A 21,333-nucleotide genomic window follows, 5' to 3' on the forward strand; every position below is an offset into this window, starting at 1 on the left:
ATTTTCCCGCCCCGATGCAACATTAGCCAAGAATTGACCCGAACGTCAGCGATACCTAGCCTGACAAGCATCTATCGGCGGGAATTCAAGGGGAAATCATGAAACCGTTGGTTTTGCGCAGCGCCATTGTGGCCGCGCTCGGAGGGTTACTGTTCGGCTTCGACACCGCCGTTATTTCGGGCACCACCCAAGCTTTGACGGAAAAATATTCCCTGGGATCTTTTGCGTTGGGATTCACGGTTGCCACGGCCCTGATCGGCACCATCATCGGCGCCCTCACGGCCGGGAAACCGGCCGACACCTACGGGCGCAAGAAGGTCCTGTTCGTGATCGGCGCGCTGTACTTCCTCTCCGCGATCGGTGCCGCGCTGTCGGAGAACTGGTACCTGTTCATGTTCTTCCGCCTGATCGGTGGAATCGGTGTGGGCGGTGCGTCCGTGACGGCACCGATCTATACGGCCGAGATCTCACCCCCGCGGTTGCGGGGCCGTTTGGTCGGCCTGGTCCAGTTCAACGTGGTGCTGGGCATTCTGGTGGCTTACCTGTCCAATTATGTCCTGGCCCAAGTGCTGAGCGAGGACGTGGCCTGGCGCTGGATGCTCGGTGTGCAAGCCTTTCCGGCCGCCGTGTTCATGCTCCTGCTCTTCACCGTTCCGGAATCACCACGGTGGCTCTTCCTGGCCGGGAAGACTGAAGAAGCACGCACCAACATGGCCCGGCTCGCCTCAAGTCCGGAGGAGGCCGCGGAGCTCGAAGGCGAGATCCAGGAGGCCATCGCGGATCTGGCACAGGACTCCCGGCCTGCCCCGTTCTTCACGGCCAAGTACCGCCGGGTGATTCTCCTGGCCATCGCCATCGCCGCGTTCAATCAGCTCTCCGGCATCAACGCGATCATGTACTACGCCCCGGACATCTTCCGGATGGCCGGTGCCGCCGAGGACTCGGCCTTCCTGCAGTCCATTGCCGTGGGTGGCATGAACCTGGTGGCCACCATGGTGGCCCTGACCGTGATCGACCGGTTCGGGCGGCGCAAGCTCATGCTGATCGGCTCGATCGGTTACCTCATCAGCCTGGGCGTGATCGCACTGCTGTTCTTCACCCAGGGGCACAACTTCTCCGGTTTCAGCAGCGCACTGGTTCTCGCCTCGCTCCTGTTGTTCATCGCGGCCCACGCCTTCGGTCAGGGTTCCGTGATCTGGGTGTTCATCTCCGAGATCTTCCCCAACCGGGTGCGTGCCCGCGGGCAGGCCCTGGGTTCGTTCACGCACTGGTTCGCCGCCGCGGTGATCACCTGGACCTTCCCCTGGATCGCTGCGGGGCTCGGCCCGGGTATGGCCTTCGCGCTGTTCTTCGTGTGCATGGTCGGGCAACTCGTGTGGGTGCTCAAGGCCATGCCGGAAACCAAGGGCGTGCCGCTCGAGGAGATGGAGGAGCGGCTCACCGCACGGTGACCATCCCGGGCTCAGTCGCCAGGGCCCTCACACAAAGACGACGGCGGCAGATGACCTGCCGCCGTCCTCTTGTGTTGCGCTGTGCTCGGGATGCCCGGGGGTCAGGACTTCTTCTTGCTCTTGCCGCCCTTGGTGGACTTGCCGGACTTCTTCGACTTGCCTTTGCCCAGGGCTTCCTGCTCGACCGCAGCGGAGTGGTCGAAGACCTCGTGCTGCAGGGAACGGTCGGGGCGACGGTAACCGTTGGTGGACGGGCGTTCGGGCAGCTTGATCTCTGGACGTTCTACCCGGGACCAGGGGACCCGGTCCAAGAGGTCGGCGATCATGTTGATCCTGGCCCGGCGCTTGTCCTCGGCCTCCACGAAGTTCCAGGGCGACTCTGGGATGTCGGTATGTACCAACATCGCGTCCCGGGCGCGGGAGTAGTCCTCCCACCGCGTGATGGACTCCAGGTCCATGGGGGAGAGCTTCCAGTGGCGCATGGGATCGGACATGCGGGACTCGAAGCGCTTGTACTGTTCGTCGCCGGAGACGGAGAACCAGTACTTGATGAGGATGATCCCGTCTTCGACCAGCATGCGTTCGAAGATCGGGCACTGGCGCAGGAACCGCCGGTACTCCTGCGGGGTGCAGAAGCCCATGACCCGCTCCACGCCGGCCCGGTTGTACCAGGACCGGTCGAAGAGCACGATCTCGCCGGCGGCCGGGAGATGTTCGATGTAGCGCTGGAAGTACCACTGCGTCTTCTGCCGCTCCGTGGGTGCGGGGAGCGCGGCGATCCGGGCGATTCGTGGGTTGAGATATTCGGTGACGCGCTTGATGGCCCCACCCTTGCCCGCGGCGTCGCGTCCCTCGAAGATCACGACGACCCGCTGCCCGGTGGAGCGCACCCACTCCTGCATCTCCACGAGCTCGGCCTGCAGTCGCAGCAACTCCGCTTCGTAAATGGCCTTGTTCATCCGGGCCTGACGCTTCGGATGGGCATCGTCCTCGAGATCGAGGGCGTCGTTGTCAGCCGCCGGGGCGGTCGAGTTGGTGGTGTCCTTTGCCATGAACGCACAGTAGCGCCGTCGCTGGAATGTGACGTAGTTCAAAGTGTTGATTGCATCTGGTCGCACGCTTTGGCCCGGTGTTCACCGAGAACCGGCACTGGTGCGCGCGCATCACTTCTGATTCGGTGGGGTCCAACGCCTCGGACCCATGAGCCCATCCTCCAAGGAGAGCACCGTGCGAAAACTGATCAACGAGCCACAAGACGTGATCGAGGACCTCATCACGGGTTTGACCTCCCGCAGCCGGTCCCTGACGAGGGTCCGCGACTGGCCCGTCGTCGTCCGCGGCGACCGACCGAGCACCACGGCCGTCATCTCTGGCGGAGGCTCCGGCCACGAACCCGCCCACGCGGGCTTCGTGGGGCACGGCATGCTCGACGCCGCCGTCTGCGGTCCCGTGTTCACCTCGCCGTCGGTCGAGGCGGTGGAAGCCGCCATCGAGGCCGTGGGCCCCGACCGAGAAGTCCTGCTGGTGGTCAAGAACTACACCGGGGACTGCCTCAACTTCGGCCTGGCCGCCCAGAACGCCCGCGCTCGCGGACGGACGGTCGAACAGGTGGTGGTGGCGGACGACGTCGCACTGGCCGATTCGGCCGGTGCCGGGCGCCGGGGGATCGCCGGAACCGTACTGGTGCACAAGTTGGCCGGTGCCATGGCCGAGCAGGGGGCTTCCGCGTTCGAGATCCGACAGGCTCTGGAAGCCTTCCTGCCCGGGATGGGCAGCATGGGCATCGCCTTGGGCGCTGCTCTGGCGCCTGGCGCCGACCAGGCGAATTTTTCGTTGGAGGACCACGAGGTCGAGTGGGGACTCGGCATCCACGGGGAACCGGGCCGCGAACGCGGCAGCGCGGAGTCCGCCCGCCACGTGGCCGAAAGCCTGGTGTCGGCCATCGTGCGGGATCGGGAGTTGACCGCCGCCGACGACGTGGTGATGCTGGTCAACGGATTGGGCGCCACCCCGCCGATGGAACTCGAGATCCTGACCGGTGAGGTGCTCACCGCCGTTCGTGCCCACGGACTCCGCCCCGTCCTGAGCTTGGTGGGTAGCCTCCTGACCAGCCTGGACATGCCCGGAGCCTCCGTGACCCTGGCCAAGGTGACCGACACGCAGGTGGCCCACCTGACCGCGGGGACGGATGCCCCCGGCTGGGTTCTGCCCACCACACCGGGAGACAACCCCGCCGTGGACGTGGAGCTGGAGTCACCGCTGGAGGGGCTGGGAAGTGGGCAGACGTCGCCGGCGCTGGTGGCCGCGATGGATCGCGCCGTTGACGCCGTGCTCGAGGCCGAATCGCACCTGACGGACCTGGATCGGCAGGTGGGGGACGGTGACTTGGGTACCAACCTGGCCCGTGGTGCTCGCGCCGTCCGGGATCGCCGCGGTGACTTGTCGAGGGCGCCGGACGCGAAGACCTTTTACCTCGCCCTGGCGCACATCCTGCGCAAGGAGGTCGGCGGAACCTCCGGTCCGCTGTACGCACTTCTGGCACTCGGCCTGGCCGATGCGATCGAAGACGGCGTGGTGTCTCCGGAGCGGGCCGTGCTGGCCCACGGCCTGGAAGCGGCCGTGGAGCGGATCCAGGAACTCGGTGGGGCCAAGCTCGGGGACGGAACCATGCTGGACGCCTTGATTCCGGCAGCGCAGGCGCTTGCGGAAGGCGAGGAGGACGACGTCGTCGTGTTGCAAGCCGCCAGGGAAGGCGCCCAGGCGACGGCCGAAGGGGTCGCCGCCAAGGGGCGCGCGAGCTACCTCGGGGATCGCTCGGTAGGGGTACCGGATCCGGGCGCCATGGCTGTGACGGTGTGGCTGGCTGCTGTGAGTTCTCGGTGAGGCTCGGCACGTTTCTCTCCGCGAAGCGATTCCCGGGAGCATCATCTCTGCATGGACTTCTTGCACCAGGTGACCTCCGCATTCAGTGACCCGGGGGCGATTCTCGAAACGGCCGGGCCCTGGGCGATCGCCATCATGGTGGTGTTCATCTTCATCGAATCCGGCCTGCTCTTCCCCTTCCTGCCCGGTGACTCCCTGCTGTTCGCGGCCGGAATGCTCCTGCCCGCCATGGGTACGCCGTTCTGGCTGGTGTGGTCATTGGCTGCCGTTGCCGCCGTCGCGGGTGACCAGGTGGGTTACGTACTCGGCAAGAAGTTCGGTCGCGGTCTGTTCGCGGACAACGCCCGCATTCTCAAGACATCGCACCTGCTCAAGGCCGAAGAGTTCTTCGTGCTTCACGGAGGCAAGGCCCTGGTCCTGGCGCGATTCGTGCCCATCGTTCGTACCTACGTCCCGCTCGTGGCGGGCGCCAGCGCCTACCGGTACCGCAAGTTCGTGGGCTGGAATGTCACCGGCGCCGTGCTGTGGGTGACGGTCATGTTGACCGCCGGTCGTTTGCTGGGCGGTGTCCCGTTCGTCGCCGAACACGTCGACCTGATCGCCGTGGGCATCGTCATTCTCTCCATCCTGCCGATCATCGGGCACGTCCTGGCGTCGCGGGGTCGTTCGAAGGAGGCGGAGTCGGCGGGGATCTGAGCCAGCCAACCCGGCGGCGGCCACCGTCACCCCACGTCATACTGTGGACGAGGTGTGCAGTAGGGCGTAGCTGTGGTGGCATGGAACTCATACTCAGCTCACTTGCAGTGGTGGTTGCAGTCCTGGCCTTCATCGAGTCATGGAAGCTTCGGCGCATCGAAGACAGACGTGACCGCCGGGAATCGACTGTCAAGCGTCGGTCCCAAGCCGAAGGCCTGCTGGCCTGGATGTCTGCAGAGATTCCGACGGGTGCGTCGTCGACATCGGTTATCGAGGTGTAGAACCGCACGGCTGCTCCGATCTTTGACATCGAAGTCCACAGCATCGATTTGAACTACGTCGACGGACAACGGTCCGGTTATCGCGAACTGGCTCCTCTGAAGATTCGGATGCTGCCGCCGGGCAATCTCGTCTACGGGCCCGGCAAGGACCATTACGCCTGGGACCTCGGGCGCCTTCCCATTGAGTGCGACCTCCTCCGCCCGATCACCAAGTCCGTCGACCGCCGCGTTGTATCCTTCAGCTTCACGGATGCCCACGGGGTCACGTGGCATCGGGGTCAGGACGGGGCACTGAAAGAAGTGGGCGGCTGAACCGTCGTCGTGCTGTGAAAGACTGATGCACATGTCGCTCAGCCGAACCGAGATGGACCAGATGCCCGTGGACCTTGCCACGGACCTTCGGCAAACCGTGGACCAGGTCACCAAGGAAGCGCTGAATCTCGGCTACCGGCTGGAACTGCGGGTCGCGCAAGCGCGGGAACGTCGCGCCGAACGGCACGGGGACGTGCCCGTCATGGTGGCCTTCGACGGGTACGGCACCACGTCCCACGTCCGCATCCTGGGACGAGCACTGCTCAAGACCGCAGGGCCGGAGGACCCCACGGACGAGGACGAATCCTCGATCCGGGGCTGGCGGTCCTTCACCTCGTTACCGATCACCTTCGCGCACGTGGACGTTCGGCTCGGGGAGCACGAATTCCACCTGGTCGCGGACAAGGGCGGCGTGATCGACGCCGATCTGGAGATCTCGCTCGAACCCGGCGTGCACGAGGCCCACCTGCGCACGGACGGTTCCCGGTGGGCGACCTCCCGGATCACGGTGGTCGACGACGCCCAACGGATCGGCATCATTTCCGACGTCGACGACACCGTGATGGTCACAGCCCTGCCCCGCCCCATGCTGGCGGCCTGGAACTCCTTCGTGCTCAACGAACACGCCCGCGCCCCAACTCCCGGTATGGCCGTCCTCATGGAGCGGTTGTCCAAGAAACACGTAGGGGCGCCCTTCCTCTACCTGTCCACGGGTGCCTGGAACGTGGCGCCCACTTTGCGTCGTTTCCTGAACCGCAACGCCTACCCGTCCGGGGCGCTTCTGCTCACGGACTGGGGCCCGACGACGGACCGCTGGTTCCGCTCCGGATCCCGACACAAGGTGGAGAACCTTGAGCACCTGGCGCGGGACTTCCCGGACGTGAAGTGGATCCTGATCGGTGACGACGGACAGCACGACCCCGAGATCTACGGGGGATTCGCGCGGCGGTACCCGCAGAACGTGGCGGCCGTGGTGATCCGCAACCTTTCACCGACCGAGGCCGTCCTGGCCTCGGGCCAGCTGCTGACGGACAATGCGGCCAGGATCCCGGAGGGGATTCCCCTGATCGAGGCGAATGACGGGGCCACCATCTCGCAGAAGTTGGCGGACGTCGGCCTGCTGTGACTGTTTGGATGCGGGTTGTGTTGTCGGTCCCCGGGCATAGCGTGGGGACATGGACATCAACGGCCTCGGCAACACCAGCACACCTGGATCCGAGCACGCCTCCGGTCCACCCCGGCTTCAGGACCACGCGGACCACGATTCGCAGTTGAACCCCGTCGAGGGGCTGGCCGCGGATGCCGAGTCTGCGATCCACCAGGCCGTGGCGGCGGCTCGGTTGGCCTTCACCCCACCGATGTCCCTGGAGGACAGATTGGAGCGGTTGGACCGGCTCGAGGCCATGGTGCGGGAACGCGCCGATGACTTCGTGGAAGCCCTTGCACTCGATCTCGGGAAGCACCCCACGGAGGCCTGGGCCACGGAAATCGGCACTGTCTTGGCGGAGATCGCGCATCTGCGTCAGCTCCTGCCGCAGTGGGTACGTCCCCACAAGGTCCCGGCCGCGGCCTCCCTTGCGCCGTCGAGGTCCTGGGTGGAGAACCAGCCGCTGGGAACGGTGCTGATCATTGCCCCCTGGAACTACCCCGTCCAGTTGCTCCTTTCACCGCTGGCCGGTGCGCTGGCCGCCGGGAACACGGCGGTCGTGAAACCCTCCGAGGTCACCCCGCACGTGGCCGAAGCCCTGGCGGCGGCACTTCCCGAGTACCTGGGGGAGGCTGTGGGCGTGGTGACCGGTGGCGTGCCGGAGACCACCCGAGTCCTGCAACACCGGTTCGATCACGTGTTTTACACGGGCAACGGGACGGTGGCCCGCGTGGTCATGGAGGCGGCCGCCCGGTACCTGACCCCCGTGACCCTGGAACTGGGCGGCAAGTCCCCGGCATGGATCGACGCCACCGTGGACCTTCCCGTGGCTGCGCAAAGAATCGCGTGGGCCAAGTTCCTCAACGCCGGCCAGACCTGCGTGGCTCCGGACTACGTCCTGGGTCCGCCGGAGGTTCTCGCTCAGCTCGAACCCCTTCTGGTCTCGGCCATCCGCAAGCTCTACGGAACGGATCCCGCGGTTTCCGAGTCCTACGGTCGGATCGTCACGGGGCGGCATCTGTCCAAGCTCACGGACCTCATGAACCTGGTGGACCCGGAGGACGTGGTCACGGGCGGCGGTGTGGACGCCTCCCAGCGGTATCTGGCCCCGACAGTGATTCGCAGCGCGGTGGACGGCCCGTTCATGCAGGACGAAATCTTCGGTCCGGTTCTTCCGCTGGTTCCCGTCGATGATCATCGCGCGGCCCTTGACGTGATCAATGCGGGGGAGAAGCCCCTGGCGCTGTACGTGTTCAGCCAGGACGACGACGTACGGACCGCGTTCCGGGAGGAGACCTCCTCCGGCGGTCTGGTCATGGGTGCTGCACTGGTTCATCTCGCCCACCCTCAGCTGCCCTTCGGCGGCGTGGGAGGTTCCGGGATCGGGAATTACCACGGCCGGTACTCCCTGGAGGCCTTCAGCCATCAGCGGGCAGTGTTGGACAAACCTCTGACGCCGGACACCCTGAAAGCGGTCTACCCGCCGTACGGGCCACTCAAATCGAAACTCACCAAGCTCGCCCTGGGGATGCCCAGCCCGGCCGCGGTGGGGCGCAAGCTGTTCAAGCGCTGACCGACACGCCGCGACATGTTTTCCCAAGGTGAATTCTGGGTGCACAAGGCGCGGCCTGCGGTCCTCCACACCTGTGGACAATCAACCTCCCGAAGGGCTGTCCCGGCGTGAACACGGGGGAGTCCCGGACACTGCGCTGTGGATGGAACCCGAGACTCTGGGGACAGTGTGAGGACAACGGCCACGAAGAGCCAGACACGACATCTTGGGGTTGCTGGACGCGGGCAACACTAGATGTAGTATCGAAGCTCAGCACAGGAGAGAGGTCCACCAAGCGGACCGGTCCGCCCGCCCACTCGGCGGAGCACGTACTTCCCCGGCCGGCTTCTCCCCACCGCTCGACAGACCACACCCATCAGGAAGGGACCCTCGACATGTCCGTGACCGTCTACTCCAAGCCCTCCTGCGTCCAGTGCAACGCCACCTACCGGGCACTGACCAAGAGCAACATCGACTACGACGTCATCGACGTCACCGAGGACCAGGAAGCCTTCGACCGCGTCGTCGGCATGGGCTACCAGCAGGTGCCCGTCGTCGTCGCCGGAGAGGACCACTGGTCCGGCTACCGCCCGGACAAGATCTCCTCGCTGCGCGTCAGCCTCTCGGCCTGATCAACCTCATCGGCTCGGTGCGGTCGTCGCGCCACCCACAGCTGTGGCGACGACGGCGACCCGCCGGGCCGTCGTCGTGTCCGGGGTAATCCGGCACCCCCACCACCCACCACCCGGCCCACCGCCGATCCACGAAATCGGCGGGAAGCTTCAGAGACACCACATCGTTGCCTCACCAAGGGACTGCAACCACCCCTCTCGCGTTACGGAAGTGATCTCAGATGTCCGCCCTTGCCGCTCTTGTGGAGGCCGCCCGCCAGCGGGAGGCCCACCCGGACCAAGGCCCCGGGTACGGGCAGGATCTTCCGGACGGCGCGGATAACCCCGTCGTCGTCTACTTCTCCTCCGTCTCCGGCAACACCCGCCGGTTCGTGGAGAAACTGTGGGCGCGCAACGTGGCCCTCCCGTTGCACACCACGGCGGAGACGCCCGTGATGGAGGAACCGTACGTTCTGGTCGTGCCGACCTACGGGCGTCCGGAAGGTGCCGGAGCGGTCCCACCGCAAGTCGTGAAATTCCTGAATGTCGAGACCAACCGGAAGCTCCTACGGGGCGTCCTGGGGGCCGGGAACACGAACTTCGGCGACAAGTTCTGCATCGCCGCCGACAAGATTTCCGCCAAGTGCGGGGTGCCCGTGCTCTACAAGTTCGAGCTCATGGGCACGGAAGAAGACGTGAACAAAGTGAATGAAGGACTGATGAACCTGTGGCAGTAACCACGCACACCACGCACTCCGGCATCGCCGAATCCGGTCACGACGACCCCACCGTGCCGGAGAAGTTCCGGGGCATGGGCTACCATGAGCTCAACGCCGTCCTGAACCTCTACGACGCCGACGGCAACATCCAGTTCGAGGCCGACCGGCAGGCTGCACGCCAGTACTTCCTACAGCACGTCAACGAGAACACCGTGTTCTTCCACGACCTGGAGGAGAAGCTCAAGTACCTGGTGGACCACCAGTACTACGAGCCGGAGGTGCTGGACCAGTACTCCTTCGAGTTCGTCAAGAAGCTCTCCAAGCAGGCGTACGCGCACAAGTTCCGTTTCCAGACCTTCCTGGGTGCGTTCAAGTTCTACACCTCCTACACGCTCAAGACCTTTGACGGTCGCCGCTACCTGGAGCGCTTCGAGGACCGCGTGGTCATGGTCTCGCTCTACCTGGCCGACGGCGACGAGCAGCTGGCCGAGAAGCTGGTCGAGGAAATCATCACGGGCCGTTTCCAGCCCGCGACCCCCACGTTCCTCAACGCCGGCAAGATGCAGCGCGGCGAAATGGTCTCCTGCTTCCTGCTGCGCATGGAGGACAACATGGAGTCCATCGGGCGCTCCATCAACTCCGCCCTGCAGCTGTCCAAGCGCGGTGGCGGCGTGGCCTTCGCGCTGAGCAACCTGCGCGAGTCGGGTGCCCCGATCAAGAAGATCGAGAACCAGTCCTCGGGCGTCATCCCGGTCATGAAGCTGCTGGAGGACTCGTTCTCCTACGCCAACCAGCTGGGTGCCCGCCAGGGTGCAGGTGCCGTGTACCTGCACGCCCACCACCCGGACATCTACAAGTTCCTGGACACCAAGCGGGAGAACGCGGACGAGAAGATCCGCATCAAGACCCTCTCCCTGGGCGTGGTCATCCCGGACATCACGTTCGAGCTGGCCAAGAAGAACCAGGACATGTACCTGTTCTCCCCGTACGACGTCGAGCGGATCTACGGCATGCCGTTCTCCGACGTCAACGTGACGGAGAAGTACCACGAGATGGTCAACGACGCCCGGATCTCCAAGACCAAGATCAACGCGCGTGAGTTCTTCCAGACCATCGCCGAGGTCCAGTTCGAATCCGGTTACCCGTACGTCATGTTCGAGGACACCGTGAACAAGGCCAACCCCATCGAGGGCAAGGTCATCATGTCCAACCTGTGCTCCGAGATCCTCCAGGTCTCCGAGCCCTCGGTCTACGACGCCGATCTGGGCTACTCGACCGTGGGCAAGGACATTTCCTGCAACCTCGGTTCCCTCAACATCGCGATGACCATGGACTCCCCGGACTTCGGGCAGACCGTGGAGACCGCGATCCGTGGCCTGACCGCCGTGTCCGACAAGTCGGAGATCGAGTCCGTGCCGTCCATCCAGCGCGGCAACTCGATGTCCCACGCGGTCGGTCTGGGGCAGATGAACCTGCACGGGTACCTGGGCCGGGAGCACATCCACTACGGCTCCGAAGAGGGCGTGGACTTCACGAACATGTACTTCTACACCGTGGTCTTCCACGCGGTGCGGGCTTCCATGCTCATCGCCAAGGAGCGCGGTGAGACCTTCGTGAACTTCGAGAACTCGGACTACGCCAACGGGTCCTACTTCGACAAGTACACCGAGCAGGAATGGGTGCCGGCCACGGATCGGGTGCGGGAGATCTTCGCCCGTGCCGGTGTGCACATCCCCACCCAGGAGGACTGGCGGGAGCTCAAGGCCCTGGTGGCCGAGCACGGCATGTACAACCAGAACCTGCAGGCCGTTCCGCCCACCGGTTCGATCTCCTACATCAACAACTCCACGTCCTCGATCCACCCGATCGCCTCGGCCATCGAGATCCGCAAGGAAGGCAAGCTGGGTCGCGTGTACTACCCGGCTCCGCACATGGACATGGACAACCTGGAGTACTTCCAGGACGCGTACGAGATCGGCTACGAGAAGATCATCGACACCTACGCCGCGGCCACGCAGCACGTGGACCAGGGCCTGTCCCTGACCCTGTTCTTCAAGGACACCGCCACCACGCGTGACATCAACAAGGCGCAGATCTACGCCTGGCGCAAGGGCATCAAGACGATGTACTACTCGCGGATCCGCCAGCTCGCACTGGAAGGCACCGAGGTCGAGGGCTGCGTGTCCTGCATGCTCTGACCCACCCCTCCGCTGACTTCGGGGTTGTTCCGCCTATTCACCCCAATAGCCGGAACAACCCCGAACTCGGCGGGTGTCGACAGGTCCGCAGGATCGGACACACATCCGGTGGGCCTTCTTCCTTGCCTGAGATGACCGAACATCGGACAAGGAAGGTGCAGAAGATGCGCAAGCTCGTGATCACCCAGAACATCACCGTTGACGGTCGGATCGACATGCTGGGGGACTGGTTCGACCCCACGGACCAGGGCGCGGACCTGTTGGCGGAACTCCGCAGACAGGACGAAACCTGCGACGCCGTGCTGCTCGGTCGCGAGACTTTCGAGGCCTTCCGCGGCTTCTGGCCGAACCAGGACGACGACGAAACCGGTATCACGAACCAACTGAACACGGTGGACAAGTACGTGGTCTCCACGATCATGACCGATCCCCGGTGGCAGAACTCAACCGTGATCTTCGACGACGTCGTGGGAACCGTCCGAAAGCTCAAGGACCGGCCCGGTCAGGACATTGTGTGCACCGGGTCCGTGTCCCTGTGCCACACACTTCTGACCGAGGGGTTGGTGGACGAACTGCGGCTGTTCACCTACCCCGTGATCCAAGGCGCGGGCTGAGGCTTGGTTCCGGACGGATTCCCCCTGAAGCGCACCGCCCTCATCGAATGCAAGAGCTTCGGCAACGGTGTGACCTACACGGGATGGCGCCTGGTCCCCTAGGGCCGCCGTCGTCGTTAAAGTCGGAACCGAAGACCCCCAATGAATGCCCAGGCCGAACAGCCTGAACCAAGCAGTCTGAACAAGGAGAAACGTCCACGATGATGAGCGAGAAGGTCGAGCTGGTACGCCACCACGCCGAAGCGATCAACTGGAACCGCATCCAGGACCCCAAGGACGACGAGGTCTGGGACCGGCTGACCGCCAACTTCTGGCTTCCCGAAAAGGTCCCGCTGTCCAACGACGTCCAGTCCTGGAACACCCTCACGGACGAGGAGAAGGACCTCACCATGAAGGTGTTCACGGGTCTGACCCTGCTGGACACCATCCAGGGCACCGTGGGCGCCGTGTCCCTGCTCCCGGACGCGGTCACGCTCCACGAGGAAGCGGTCTACACGAACATCGCGTTCATGGAATCGGTCCACGCGAAGTCCTACTCGTCGATCTTCTCCACGCTGGCATCGACCAAGATGATCGACGAGGCCTTCCGCTGGTCCAACGAGAACGAGTACTTGCAGCGCAAAGCCGACATCATCCTGGACCGCTACGTGGGGGATGACCCGCTCAAGAAGAAGGTGGCTTCCACGCTGCTGGAGTCCTTCCTGTTCTACTCGGGCTTCTACCTGCCCATGCACTTCTCCTCGAAGGCCAAGCTGACGAACACCGCGGACATCATCCGCCTGATCATCCGCGACGAGGCCGTGCACGGGTACTACATCGGGTACAAGTACCAGAAGGGTCTGGAGAAGGAGACCCAGGAGCGTCGCGACGAACTCAAGACCTTCACCTACGACCTCCTGGACGAGCTCTACGAGAACGAGATCGCGTACACCGAATCGCTCTACGACGGCGTGGGGTGGACCGAAGAGGTCAAGAAGTTCCTGCACTACAACGCCAACAAGGCGCTCAACAACCTGGGCTACGAGGCGCTGTTCCCCAAGGAGATGACCGATGTGTCGCCCGCGATCCTTTCGGCCCTGTCGCCGAACGCGGACGAGAACCACGACTTCTTCTCCGGTTCGGGTTCCTCCTACGTGATCGGCAAGGCCGTGAACACCGACGACGAGGACTGGGACTTCTGACGGTCCCTTCCCAGACGGCGCCGTCGCCCCGGCCCCACCGAGACCTCCGTTAAGACCTGAATTCGCGCGAGATTCGGGCCATAACGGAGGTCTCGGCGCATGGAAGGGACCTGGAAGGGCAAATCGGGGTCAGAAACGGGCCGGGGACAGGGCCTCTGTGGTCTCCGGGCTGCACCACGCACCGATACAGCCGTCCAGTAGACAATCCGCGGCGGCGCGGGCCAGAGCCGTGCTGGTCTGGAAGCCGTAACCGGACTGACCGGCCAGCCACAGGAACCCGGGCACGCGTGGGTCGAACCCGCAGACAGGGACCCCGTCCGGCGCGGTGGTGCGTTGACCCGTCCATGCCCGCTTGACCCCCGTGATGCGCAGATCCGTGGTCGAATTCAGTTCGTCCACGAGTGCCTCGATCTGCCCGGGGTGAGGGACGGAGTCGCAGGGTTCCTCGGGCTCTGCCTCGCCCGTGGAGATCATCGCCCCTTCCGGATCCGCTCGGTAGTACCAGCCACCGTCGGCAGTCACGACGACGGGATGGCCCGGTTCCAGGGGACGTTCCAGTTCCACGACGGCGGCGGTCCGTCGCAGCGGTTGCAGCCCGAGCGTCGACGCGCCGAACAGTCCTGCGACCTTGTCCGCCCAGGCCCCGGCTGCGTTGATCACGATCTCCGCATTCAATCGATGGTCTCCGGCAAGAACGGTCCAGACGCCGTCGTCGTAGGACGCCGAGCGGACGGGGGAGTCGGTCAGTATGCGCGTACCGGCCTCGGCCGCCTGGCTGCGGTGCCACTCGAGGATGGCGGGTGCGTCGGTGCGTACGGCGTCGTCCTCGAACAGTCCTCCCTGCAACGCCCGGTCCGGTACCCCGGCCAGCTCCGGGCACAGCTCGAGAACCCGGGCGCGGTCGATCTGTTCGGAGGTGAAGGTCGTCTCGGCAGCCAATTGGTCGTCACTGCCGATGACCACGGTCGGTGCCGGCCAGACCACCGGGCCGGATGCACCGGGCAGGCCGTCGCGCAGTTGAGCGACGGTCAACCGGGTCAGTTCCCGCACCGCCGGTGGACCGTAGCCCGGACTCAGGTGCTGCGCCGACCGGCTGGACGTGTGGTGGGCAAGACGCGGCTCGGCTTCGACGAGGGTCAGGCCCATGCCCGTCCTTCGACGGCGGCACAACTCGGAGGCCACGGACAGCCCTGCGATGCCACCGCCGATGATCAGGATGCGGGTCTGTGGAGTCATGGAACCATGGTCGCATCGAGTCCGACGGTATGGGGCGTGTTGGGGGACGTGGGCGAGCCGACCAGGCGCGTTGCCCGCACATTCCCGGGCCGGATGCACGACCCGTCCGCCGACCGGGGGACGTGTGCATGCACACGGAAACAGGCGCCCGCGAATCGACCGTTGACGTGGGAAAGTGCACGTGGAACCTCCGTCGCCGGTCGCCTCACCGGCTCAGTGACCGCACTCGAGTGTCCACCGACTCTCGACCGGCGGACTCCACACGATGGGGGCCTCCCTCGTTTGACCCGTCTCAGATCCGACCCCGCGGACAGGAGTACCCGTGGCCTCCTTCGTGTCCGGTGCCTCGCAGGGGCATGAACCCGCCCTCGGTGTCGGTGCTGCTCCCGCAACCGCGTCGGGGTCGTTCCCTCTGACGCTCACCCGCGGCCAGCGGGCCAACATCACGGCACTGTCCACCGTGCTGGCAGCCGGGTTCCTCCTCTGCCTGGCGATTGCGACGACGGCGCCGGGCGGGGCAAGCTCCGCCGATGGCAGAACCACGGACCCCACGGTGGCTGTCCCGGGTTGGAGCATGCCCGGGCTCGTGGGAGAGATCGCACTGGGGGCATTGTTCGTGCTCTCGGGAATCCTGGTCACCCACCGCCATGTGTCCGAACCTGAGAGTCGGGCCACCCACGGGTCCTTCGCCCGCCTGGTGACCTCCGGAGCCGCCACCTTCGGGCCGGGCCTTCTGCTGGCACTGGTCCTTCAGAACCCGTCCGAACCGTCCCCGGTGTTGACGGCGTTCTGCACGGTCCTGCCGGCCTGGGCCATTGGCTGCCTGGCAATGACCGCGCTGTCGCGTTGGCGCTGGACCCGGGCGCATGCGTCCACCGTCATCCCGGTGCTGCTGGCCATCACCATGTGGGCCTCCTGCGTCCTGGGTGCCAGCGCACCGGAGTGGCGGCTGTTGATCGGTGGATTCGCTCCGGCAGGCCCCGTCACGGATGCAGGCACGACCGACCTTGCCACGCTTCGCGCCAGCGTCCTGTGCATCCTCCACCTCATCACCTACTTTCTGGCGGGATCGCTCCTGGTCGCCCGGGGTGGAGGACTCGCCGAGTCGGGACGCGTGCAGAGGTTCCTGGTTCCTGTCCTGGGCACCACGCTGTTCGCGCTGTCAGTTCCCTTGGCCATGGGCGGTATGGACTTCGGCCAACCGTTCCTGGCCCTGGCGCTCGCCCCGTTGATCGCGCTGCCCATGCCGTCGTTCCTGGCCGGTCGCGACGTCTGGGTCGGAGTGGTTGCCTACGGATGGCCCGTCCACACCGTCCTGTTGGCGCCGGCCGGCACTGGGTGGGACCGCGGAACAACCGTCGTGCTTGCAGGCCTGATCACGGCCGTGTTGGCGGGCCTGTCATGGTTCTACATCCAACGGCCGGTGTTCCGAGTGATGCGCCGCGTGCGGTGGGGGAGCACGGAGACTGCCGATCGGTTCGTGCCCCCGGCCGACCTGGCGTCCCGCCGACCGGCCCGTTTTCGGCTGCTCGACGCCCTTGAGAACGAGCAGGACTCGACCGCCCGTGTCCGGACGGAGGCTTCCAGGCGAATACAGTGAAGGCCATGAATCGCCTGCTGGTCGTTGCCGCGCACCCCGCGGAAACCGCTCATCTTCCCGCCGGTACCGACGTGGTCCTGACCGGCATCGGAATGTCATTGGCCGCGGCGGTGACCACCCGCGCCGTCATGGAACGAGTCCCGGACCCCCAGGACCGGGCAGAGCTGACCGTGGTCAACCTCGGCAGTTGCGGCGCACTCAAGTCGGGAACCGACGGCCTGTTCGAACCCTCCACCGTGATCAATCGCGACGTCGACGCGGACCTCATGCGAGCCATGGGTTCCGATCCCGCGGACACGATGGCATTGGTTGACCTGGGACAGGTCGGGGACGGCACCGTGTTGGCCACGGGGGATTCGTTCATGGCCGGTGGCCCGGTCCGGGACGCGCTGGCGCAGCGTGCCGACCTGGTGGACATGGAGGGCTTTGCCGTGGCCGTCGCCTGCCGGCACCTGGGCGTGCCCTTGCGGATGGTCAAGCACGTCTCCGACGACGCGGACGCCCAGGCACTGAACTGGGCCGATCGGGTGGACATCTCGGCCAGGGCGTTGGCCGAATGGTTCCGCGCCTACACCCAGAGCCATGATCAGGATACGGACCGCGTCACTTCCCGTTCCGCCGAGCCGGTCGCCACCCAGGGAGGACACACCGCATGAAACTCATTCGGCAGCGCGAATCCCTGGGCGCTGAGCAGGACTACCAGGCCGGAGAGAACATTCTGCGTGCCGTCCGCTCCGGTTCGGCCGGTCCCGTCCTGCGTATCTACCAGCCGCGGCCGACCGTGGCCTTCGGTCGCAGAGACGAACTGCTTCCCGGCTTCGCGGCCGCCCAACGTGCAGTCAAACGAGCCGGGTACACACCCGTGGTCCGCAAGGTCGGGGGGCGGGCGGCCGCGTATCACCGCGGATGCCTGGTGATCGACCACATCGAACCGGCGTCGGACCCCAAGGCGGAAATCCAGCAACGCTACGCCCTGTTCGCCGACATGGTGGTGGCCGCCATGGAGGAACTGGAGATTGCCGCCGAAGTGGGTGAGGTCCCCGGGGAGTACTGTCCCGGCGAGTACAGCGTTCACGCAACGGGTCGGACCATTGATTCGCCCATGGCCACCATCAAGCTCTCCGGTGCCGCGCAGCGGATCGTTCAGGGCGCGTGGTACTTCTCGACGGTAGTGGTCGTCGAGCAGTCCGAGCCGATCCGGGCCGTGCTCACGGACGTTTACCGCTCCCTGGGCCTCGAATGGAACCCGGCCACGGCAGGGGCCGTGGAGGACCTGAGGCCGGGGACCCGCGTCAGCGACGTCGAATCGGCTCTGCGAAAGGTCTACGGCATGTACGCACGCCACATGGGTTACGGGTCCCTCCAGGAACAGGCCTTCTGATGTGTGGCCGGTACGTGATCGCCCGGTCCGTGGACGATCTCCTGTTCGAGGTCGGTGCCGTTCCCGGTGCACCCCTGCGCGGCACCGACACGTCGGCCGTACGCGAGAACTGGAACGTGGCCCCCACCGCCGAGGTTCCCGTCGTCCTCGAGCGGATTGCCGGTGACGACGACGAGACCCCCGGAGCCGTTCTGCGGGAACTGCACGTGGCGCGATGGGGCCTGGTCCCCGGGTGGGCCAAGGACCCCTCGATCGGTGTCCGAGCCTTCAACGCCCGCTCCGAGACCGTGGTGGACAAGCCCATGTTCCGCTCCGCGGTCCGCCACCGTCGTTGTGCGGTGCCCGCCAACGGGTACTACGAGTGGAGGAAGCGGCTCGGCCCGGACGGCGCCCCGGTGAAGGCCACGAAGGGCGCTCCCGCCAAACAGCCGTACTACGTCCATCCGCAGCACGACGGGGCGACCGTCTGGTTCGCCGGGCTCTACGAGTGGTGGCAGGAACCGTCGGGTTCATGGCTGCTTTCGTGTTCGATCCTCACCACGGACGCACCCTCCCCGGAGGCGGAAGAGCCCGTGCTCCAGGAATTGGGCGCATTGCACGACCGCCTGCCGATCGCGCTCAACCGTTCCACGCTGGAGGACTGGCTGGATCCCGCAGCGGATTCCAAGGACGAGGCCGTTGGTCTGGTCGAGCGGGTTCGGGCGGAAGCGGACATGGTGGCTGCCACGTGGCAGCTGCATGCCGTGGGGTCGGAGGTCGGCAATGTCCGGAACAACACCCCGGACCTGGTTGCGCCCGTCCAGGCGCTGTTCTGAGAGGTTCGCGTGGAAGATCGAAACCAACAGATTCCCTCGGGGACTCGGCGACGTCGAGCGGCACCCGTACTGCCGACGCCGACGGCACCCTTGCGCGACCAAGTGGCGGCGAGCCTGCGGCACGCACTGATCGTGGGCGACTTCGAACCGGGGGAGGTGCTGAGCGCTCCCGGGCTGGCGGCCGAGTTCGGTGTGTCCGCCACGCCCGTGCGTGAGGCCATGCTCGACCTTGCGCAGGAGGGCCACGTGAGCCCCATCCGGTACAAGGGCTACCGGGTCACGGACGTTTCGGCCGAAACGCGCCGTCAGGTCATCCAGTTGCGCACGCTCATCGAGATTCCCCTCATGGGGGATGTGGCTGAACGGGGAGTTGCCGACGAACTGCTCGAGCGCTGCCGCGGCCTGGCCGAGCAGTCGGTGGTGGCGGCGGTCGACGGCGACCTGATCCGGTTCATCGAGCTCGACATGGACCTGCACCTGAGTCTGCTCGAGCAAGCGGGCAACGACATCGCCGTCAAGCATGTGCGTTCGCTGCGCTCGACCACCCGACTGACGGGGCTCAAAGCCCTGGCCGAGCAGCAGCAACTCGAGTTCACCGCGCGTGAGCACGTGGAACTGGTGGAGGCTGTGGCGGTGCAGGACCGTGACCGTACCGAGGAGATCATGCGGCGGCACCTCGGCCACGTTGCGGGAGTCTGGGCGGGCAAGAGCGAGTAATCGCCCGAGGCGCACCACCGAACACTCTTGTGACCAGTCCCGACGACGAATCGATAGCTTCTGGCAATGTAACATTGTACTGTGCTGGGCATCACATGATGCGCCGCACGCTGGAACCCCTCCGCGGTGACGCGTCCCGATCGATCCACGTCTGGAGACGACCGTGAGCCGTCCGAAACCACCTGAGTCCGCCACGCACCGGGAGCAGCACCTGAACGGGCAGTCGCCGACCGAACAGGTCCGCCCCGATCAAGTGCGCACCGAGCAGGTCCTCACCGAACAGGAACAGCGCGAAGGCAAAGCCACCCAGGTGGGCGCCAAGGCGACCAACCTCAGGGTCTTGTCCGGCTCCCTGGCCGGCAGTTCGATCGAGTGGTACGACATCTTCCTCTACGCCACGGCCTCCGCGCTCATCTTCAACGAGCAGTTCTTCCCGACGGACGATCCGTACATCTCGCAGATGCTGTCCTACCTGACGCTGGCGCTGACGTTCTTCATCCGTCCCTTCGGCGGCATCGTGTTCTCCCACTTCGGGGACCGCGTGGCCGCCGGTCACGGCCACCCTGGGAACCATGTGCTCGGAGATCTTCTCGGCCGAGGTCCGCTACACCGGCGTGACGCTGGGGTACCAGATCGGCGCCGCCCTGGCCGGTGGCACGGCGCCGCTGATCGCCACGTTCCTGCTCAAGGAGTTCAACGGCGCCTGGCAGTCCATTTCGGTGTACCTGGTGATCACCGCCGCGGTGTCCCTCACGGCGTTGGTGTTCGCGCCGTCGATCGCACGCAAGGAGGCGCAGGCGGAGGTCGTGCCCGTGGCGGCACAGGATTCGGATGCCCACATCGCGCCGAGCACGTCGGAGGTCCGCAAGTGAACGCTCCCGACCTGACGACTCGGACGACGGCGGCACCCTGGTTCAGCGGCGAGGACATTGCCGCTGCGGTGTCCCCGCGGCGCGCCCGGGAACTCATCGAGCGCGCTCTGCGCTCGGGCTTCGACCCGGCCTCCGATCCGGCCCGGACCCATGTTGCGGCCGGGGAGGGGCACCTGTTGCTCATGCCCTCGGTCATCGGGCCCTGGACCGGTACCAAGGTGGCCTCCGTGTCCCCGGGCAACCCGGAGCGCGGTCTGCCGCGGATCCAGGCGGTCTACGTCCTGATGGACACACAGACCCTGACCCCCCGGGCCCTGTTACAGGGAGACGGCCTCACGGCGCTGCGCACCCCCGCGGTGTCTGCCGTGGCCGCGGACCGGCTGACCGTGTCCGATGCCCGCAAGCTGGTGGTCTTCGGCACCGGACCGCAGGCGCTGGCGCACATCGAGGCCTGCGCGGACATCCGGGACTTCCGTGAGGTCGTGATCAACGGTCGTCAGGAATCCGGGGTGCAAACCGCCGTGGACTTTGCCCGGGGCCTCGGCCTGGCGGCGCGGGCCGGATCGGTGGAGGACGTCGCCGATGCCGATCTGGTGGTGTGTGCGACGTCGTCCGGGACTCCGCTGTTCGACGGCGGTGTGGTTCCCGACTCCGCGTGTGTGGTGGCCATGGGGTCCCACGAACCGGACCGACGTGAACTGGACACCGGGCTCGTGACCCGGTCCCAGGTGGTGGTCGAGGACACCGGCACAGCACTGCGGGAGGCCGGAGACGTGATCATGGCGGCCGAGGGCAGCGGCGATCCGGCGCGTGCGGTCGATCTGGTCGAGCTGGTGGACCTGGTCAACGACCGGGTGGCGCCCGACTGGTCGCGCCCGCGCGTGTTCAAAGGGGTCGGGATGAGCTGGCAGGACCTGGCGGTGGCCGGGGGTGTGGTGGAGACCATGCCGTGAGCTGCGTCGTGGTGCCTGCGAGCCTGATGACGTGACCGGCGGGCGGGTAGGATCGCTCGAGTCGAGCGCGACCCCGGTACGGCCGTGCCCCCATCAGCGAAAGGCAGTACACCT

General features: G+C 65.9%; 20 protein-coding genes. 18 read left to right on the forward strand and 2 right to left on the reverse strand.

The genetic code is table 11. From position 1 onward, the window contains the following. Positions 1 to 98: 98 nt before the first annotated feature. The gene (locus tag EDL96_RS02205; RefSeq protein WP_123823998.1) at positions 99 to 1,451 is read left to right on the forward strand and encodes a sugar porter family MFS transporter; all 1,353 of its coding nucleotides are present in this window, start codon (positions 99 to 101) and stop codon (positions 1,449 to 1,451) included. A 101-nt stretch (positions 1,452 to 1,552) separates the two neighbouring features. Here the strand turns inward: EDL96_RS02205 and ppk2 are convergent, their stop codons facing one another. Next, positions 1,553 to 2,410, reverse strand: coding sequence for a polyphosphate kinase 2 (gene ppk2 / locus EDL96_RS02210; RefSeq protein WP_123824279.1), 858 nt, complete (start codon positions 2,408 to 2,410; stop codon positions 1,553 to 1,555). 268 nt (positions 2,411 to 2,678) lie between these two features. Here ppk2 and dhaL point away from each other — a divergent pair, with 268 nt between their 5' ends. The 10 genes from dhaL to nrdF all read left to right on the forward strand — a co-directional run bounded on the left by dhaL (position 2,679) and on the right by nrdF (position 13,645). Then, complete coding sequence (dhaL, locus tag EDL96_RS02215; RefSeq protein WP_123824001.1) at positions 2,679 to 4,334, forward strand: dihydroxyacetone kinase subunit DhaL; 1,656 nt, start codon at positions 2,679 to 2,681, stop codon at positions 4,332 to 4,334. Positions 4,335 to 4,385: 51 nt separating this feature from the next. Continuing rightward, positions 4,386 to 5,030, forward strand: coding sequence for a VTT domain-containing protein (locus EDL96_RS02220; protein WP_123824004.1), 645 nt, complete (start codon positions 4,386 to 4,388; stop codon positions 5,028 to 5,030). A gap of 329 nt (positions 5,031 to 5,359) precedes the next feature. Then, entirely contained in the window at positions 5,360 to 5,623 is a 264-nt protein-coding gene (locus EDL96_RS02225) for a hypothetical protein (RefSeq protein WP_123824007.1), read from the forward strand. Positions 5,624 to 5,654: 31 nt separating this feature from the next. Then, positions 5,655 to 6,749, forward strand: a complete 1,095-nt coding sequence (locus tag EDL96_RS02230) for an App1 family protein (protein ID WP_123824010.1) — start codon at positions 5,655 to 5,657, stop codon at positions 6,747 to 6,749. A gap of 49 nt (positions 6,750 to 6,798) precedes the next feature. Beyond that, positions 6,799 to 8,343, forward strand: coding sequence for an aldehyde dehydrogenase family protein (locus EDL96_RS02235; protein WP_123824014.1), 1,545 nt, complete (start codon positions 6,799 to 6,801; stop codon positions 8,341 to 8,343). A 374-nt stretch (positions 8,344 to 8,717) separates the two neighbouring features. Then, complete coding sequence (gene nrdH / locus EDL96_RS02240; protein WP_123824017.1) at positions 8,718 to 8,954, forward strand: glutaredoxin-like protein NrdH; 237 nt, start codon at positions 8,718 to 8,720, stop codon at positions 8,952 to 8,954. Between the two features lie 221 nt (positions 8,955 to 9,175). Then, complete coding sequence (gene nrdI, locus EDL96_RS02245; RefSeq protein ID WP_123824020.1) at positions 9,176 to 9,670, forward strand: class Ib ribonucleoside-diphosphate reductase assembly flavoprotein NrdI; 495 nt, start codon at positions 9,176 to 9,178, stop codon at positions 9,668 to 9,670. A 74-nt stretch (positions 9,671 to 9,744) separates the two neighbouring features. Then, positions 9,745 to 11,850 carry a class 1b ribonucleoside-diphosphate reductase subunit alpha gene (nrdE, locus tag EDL96_RS02250; RefSeq protein WP_123824281.1) on the forward strand — a complete coding sequence of 702 codons (2,106 nt, stop codon included), beginning with the start codon at positions 9,745 to 9,747 and terminating at the stop codon, positions 11,848 to 11,850. Positions 11,851 to 12,014: 164 nt separating this feature from the next. Then, positions 12,015 to 12,464, forward strand: a complete 450-nt coding sequence (locus EDL96_RS02255; RefSeq protein WP_233568617.1) for a dihydrofolate reductase family protein — start codon at positions 12,015 to 12,017, stop codon at positions 12,462 to 12,464. A 203-nt stretch (positions 12,465 to 12,667) separates the two neighbouring features. Next, complete coding sequence (nrdF, locus tag EDL96_RS02260) at positions 12,668 to 13,645, forward strand: class 1b ribonucleoside-diphosphate reductase subunit beta (protein ID WP_123824283.1); 978 nt, start codon at positions 12,668 to 12,670, stop codon at positions 13,643 to 13,645. Between the two features lie 129 nt (positions 13,646 to 13,774). Here nrdF and EDL96_RS02265 read toward each other — a convergent pair whose 3' ends face one another. Continuing rightward, positions 13,775 to 14,881: an NAD(P)/FAD-dependent oxidoreductase gene (locus EDL96_RS02265; protein WP_123824023.1), complete on the reverse strand. Its 1,107-nt coding sequence runs from the start codon at positions 14,879 to 14,881 to the stop codon at positions 13,775 to 13,777. 322 nt (positions 14,882 to 15,203) lie between these two features. Here EDL96_RS02265 and EDL96_RS02270 point away from each other — a divergent pair, with 322 nt between their 5' ends. From EDL96_RS02270 to EDL96_RS02300, 7 genes are all read left to right on the forward strand, one after another. After that, positions 15,204 to 16,481 carry a hypothetical protein gene (locus EDL96_RS02270; protein WP_123824026.1) on the forward strand — a complete coding sequence of 426 codons (1,278 nt, stop codon included), beginning with the start codon at positions 15,204 to 15,206 and terminating at the stop codon, positions 16,479 to 16,481. A gap of 5 nt (positions 16,482 to 16,486) precedes the next feature. Next, positions 16,487 to 17,137, forward strand: coding sequence for a nucleosidase (locus tag EDL96_RS02275; protein ID WP_123824029.1), 651 nt, complete (start codon positions 16,487 to 16,489; stop codon positions 17,135 to 17,137). Continuing rightward, positions 17,134 to 17,862, forward strand: a complete 729-nt coding sequence (locus EDL96_RS02280; protein ID WP_123824032.1) for a lipoate--protein ligase family protein — start codon at positions 17,134 to 17,136, stop codon at positions 17,860 to 17,862. Before EDL96_RS02275 ends, EDL96_RS02280 begins: the two co-directional genes overlap by 4 nt. Next, a complete protein-coding gene (locus EDL96_RS02285; RefSeq protein WP_123824035.1) occupies positions 17,862 to 18,677 on the forward strand; it encodes an SOS response-associated peptidase in 816 nt (271 codons plus the stop codon). Before EDL96_RS02280 ends, EDL96_RS02285 begins: the two co-directional genes overlap by 1 nt. A 9-nt stretch (positions 18,678 to 18,686) precedes the next feature. After that, a complete protein-coding gene (locus EDL96_RS02290) occupies positions 18,687 to 19,394 on the forward strand; it encodes a GntR family transcriptional regulator (RefSeq protein ID WP_199732514.1) in 708 nt (235 codons plus the stop codon). A gap of 572 nt (positions 19,395 to 19,966) precedes the next feature. Next, positions 19,967 to 20,266: a hypothetical protein gene (locus EDL96_RS13575; RefSeq protein ID WP_233568618.1), complete on the forward strand. Its 300-nt coding sequence runs from the start codon at positions 19,967 to 19,969 to the stop codon at positions 20,264 to 20,266. After that, a complete protein-coding gene (locus EDL96_RS02300) occupies positions 20,263 to 21,219 on the forward strand; it encodes an ornithine cyclodeaminase family protein (protein ID WP_233568619.1) in 957 nt (318 codons plus the stop codon). The genes EDL96_RS13575 and EDL96_RS02300 overlap by 4 nt, the downstream gene beginning before the upstream one ends. The last annotated feature ends 114 nt before the right edge of the window (positions 21,220 to 21,333 follow it).

Origin of the sequence: Kocuria soli (genome assembly GCF_003797835.1) — a bacterium.
In the GTDB taxonomy this organism is placed as follows: Bacteria; Actinomycetota; Actinomycetes; order Actinomycetales; family Micrococcaceae; genus Kocuria; species Kocuria soli.

Excerpts from the sequence above, each read along its gene's own strand:
- EDL96_RS02205 (WP_123823998.1), top strand. The coding sequence starts at position 99 with ATGAAACCGTTGGTTTTGCGCAGCGCCATTGTGGCCGCGCTCGGAGGG.
- ppk2 (WP_123824279.1), bottom strand. The coding sequence starts at position 2,410 with ATGAACAAGGCCATTTACGAAGCGGAGTTGCTGCGACTGCAGGCCGAG.
- EDL96_RS02220 (WP_123824004.1), top strand. The coding sequence starts at position 4,386 with ATGGACTTCTTGCACCAGGTGACCTCCGCATTCAGTGACCCGGGGGCG.
- EDL96_RS02230 (WP_123824010.1), top strand. The coding sequence starts at position 5,655 with ATGTCGCTCAGCCGAACCGAGATGGACCAGATGCCCGTGGACCTTGCC.
- EDL96_RS02235 (WP_123824014.1), top strand. The coding sequence starts at position 6,799 with ATGGACATCAACGGCCTCGGCAACACCAGCACACCTGGATCCGAGCAC.
- nrdH (WP_123824017.1), top strand. The coding sequence starts at position 8,718 with ATGTCCGTGACCGTCTACTCCAAGCCCTCCTGCGTCCAGTGCAACGCC.
- nrdI (WP_123824020.1), top strand. The coding sequence starts at position 9,176 with ATGTCCGCCCTTGCCGCTCTTGTGGAGGCCGCCCGCCAGCGGGAGGCC.
- nrdE (WP_123824281.1), top strand. The coding sequence starts at position 9,745 with ATGGGCTACCATGAGCTCAACGCCGTCCTGAACCTCTACGACGCCGAC.
- EDL96_RS02255 (WP_233568617.1), top strand. The coding sequence starts at position 12,015 with ATGCGCAAGCTCGTGATCACCCAGAACATCACCGTTGACGGTCGGATC.
- nrdF (WP_123824283.1), top strand. The coding sequence starts at position 12,668 with ATGAGCGAGAAGGTCGAGCTGGTACGCCACCACGCCGAAGCGATCAAC.
- EDL96_RS02265 (WP_123824023.1), bottom strand. The coding sequence starts at position 14,881 with ATGACTCCACAGACCCGCATCCTGATCATCGGCGGTGGCATCGCAGGG.
- EDL96_RS02275 (WP_123824029.1), top strand. The coding sequence starts at position 16,487 with ATGAATCGCCTGCTGGTCGTTGCCGCGCACCCCGCGGAAACCGCTCAT.
- EDL96_RS02280 (WP_123824032.1), top strand. The coding sequence starts at position 17,134 with ATGAAACTCATTCGGCAGCGCGAATCCCTGGGCGCTGAGCAGGACTAC.
- EDL96_RS02285 (WP_123824035.1), top strand. The coding sequence starts at position 17,862 with ATGTGTGGCCGGTACGTGATCGCCCGGTCCGTGGACGATCTCCTGTTC.
- EDL96_RS13575 (WP_233568618.1), top strand. The coding sequence starts at position 19,967 with ATGTGCTCGGAGATCTTCTCGGCCGAGGTCCGCTACACCGGCGTGACG.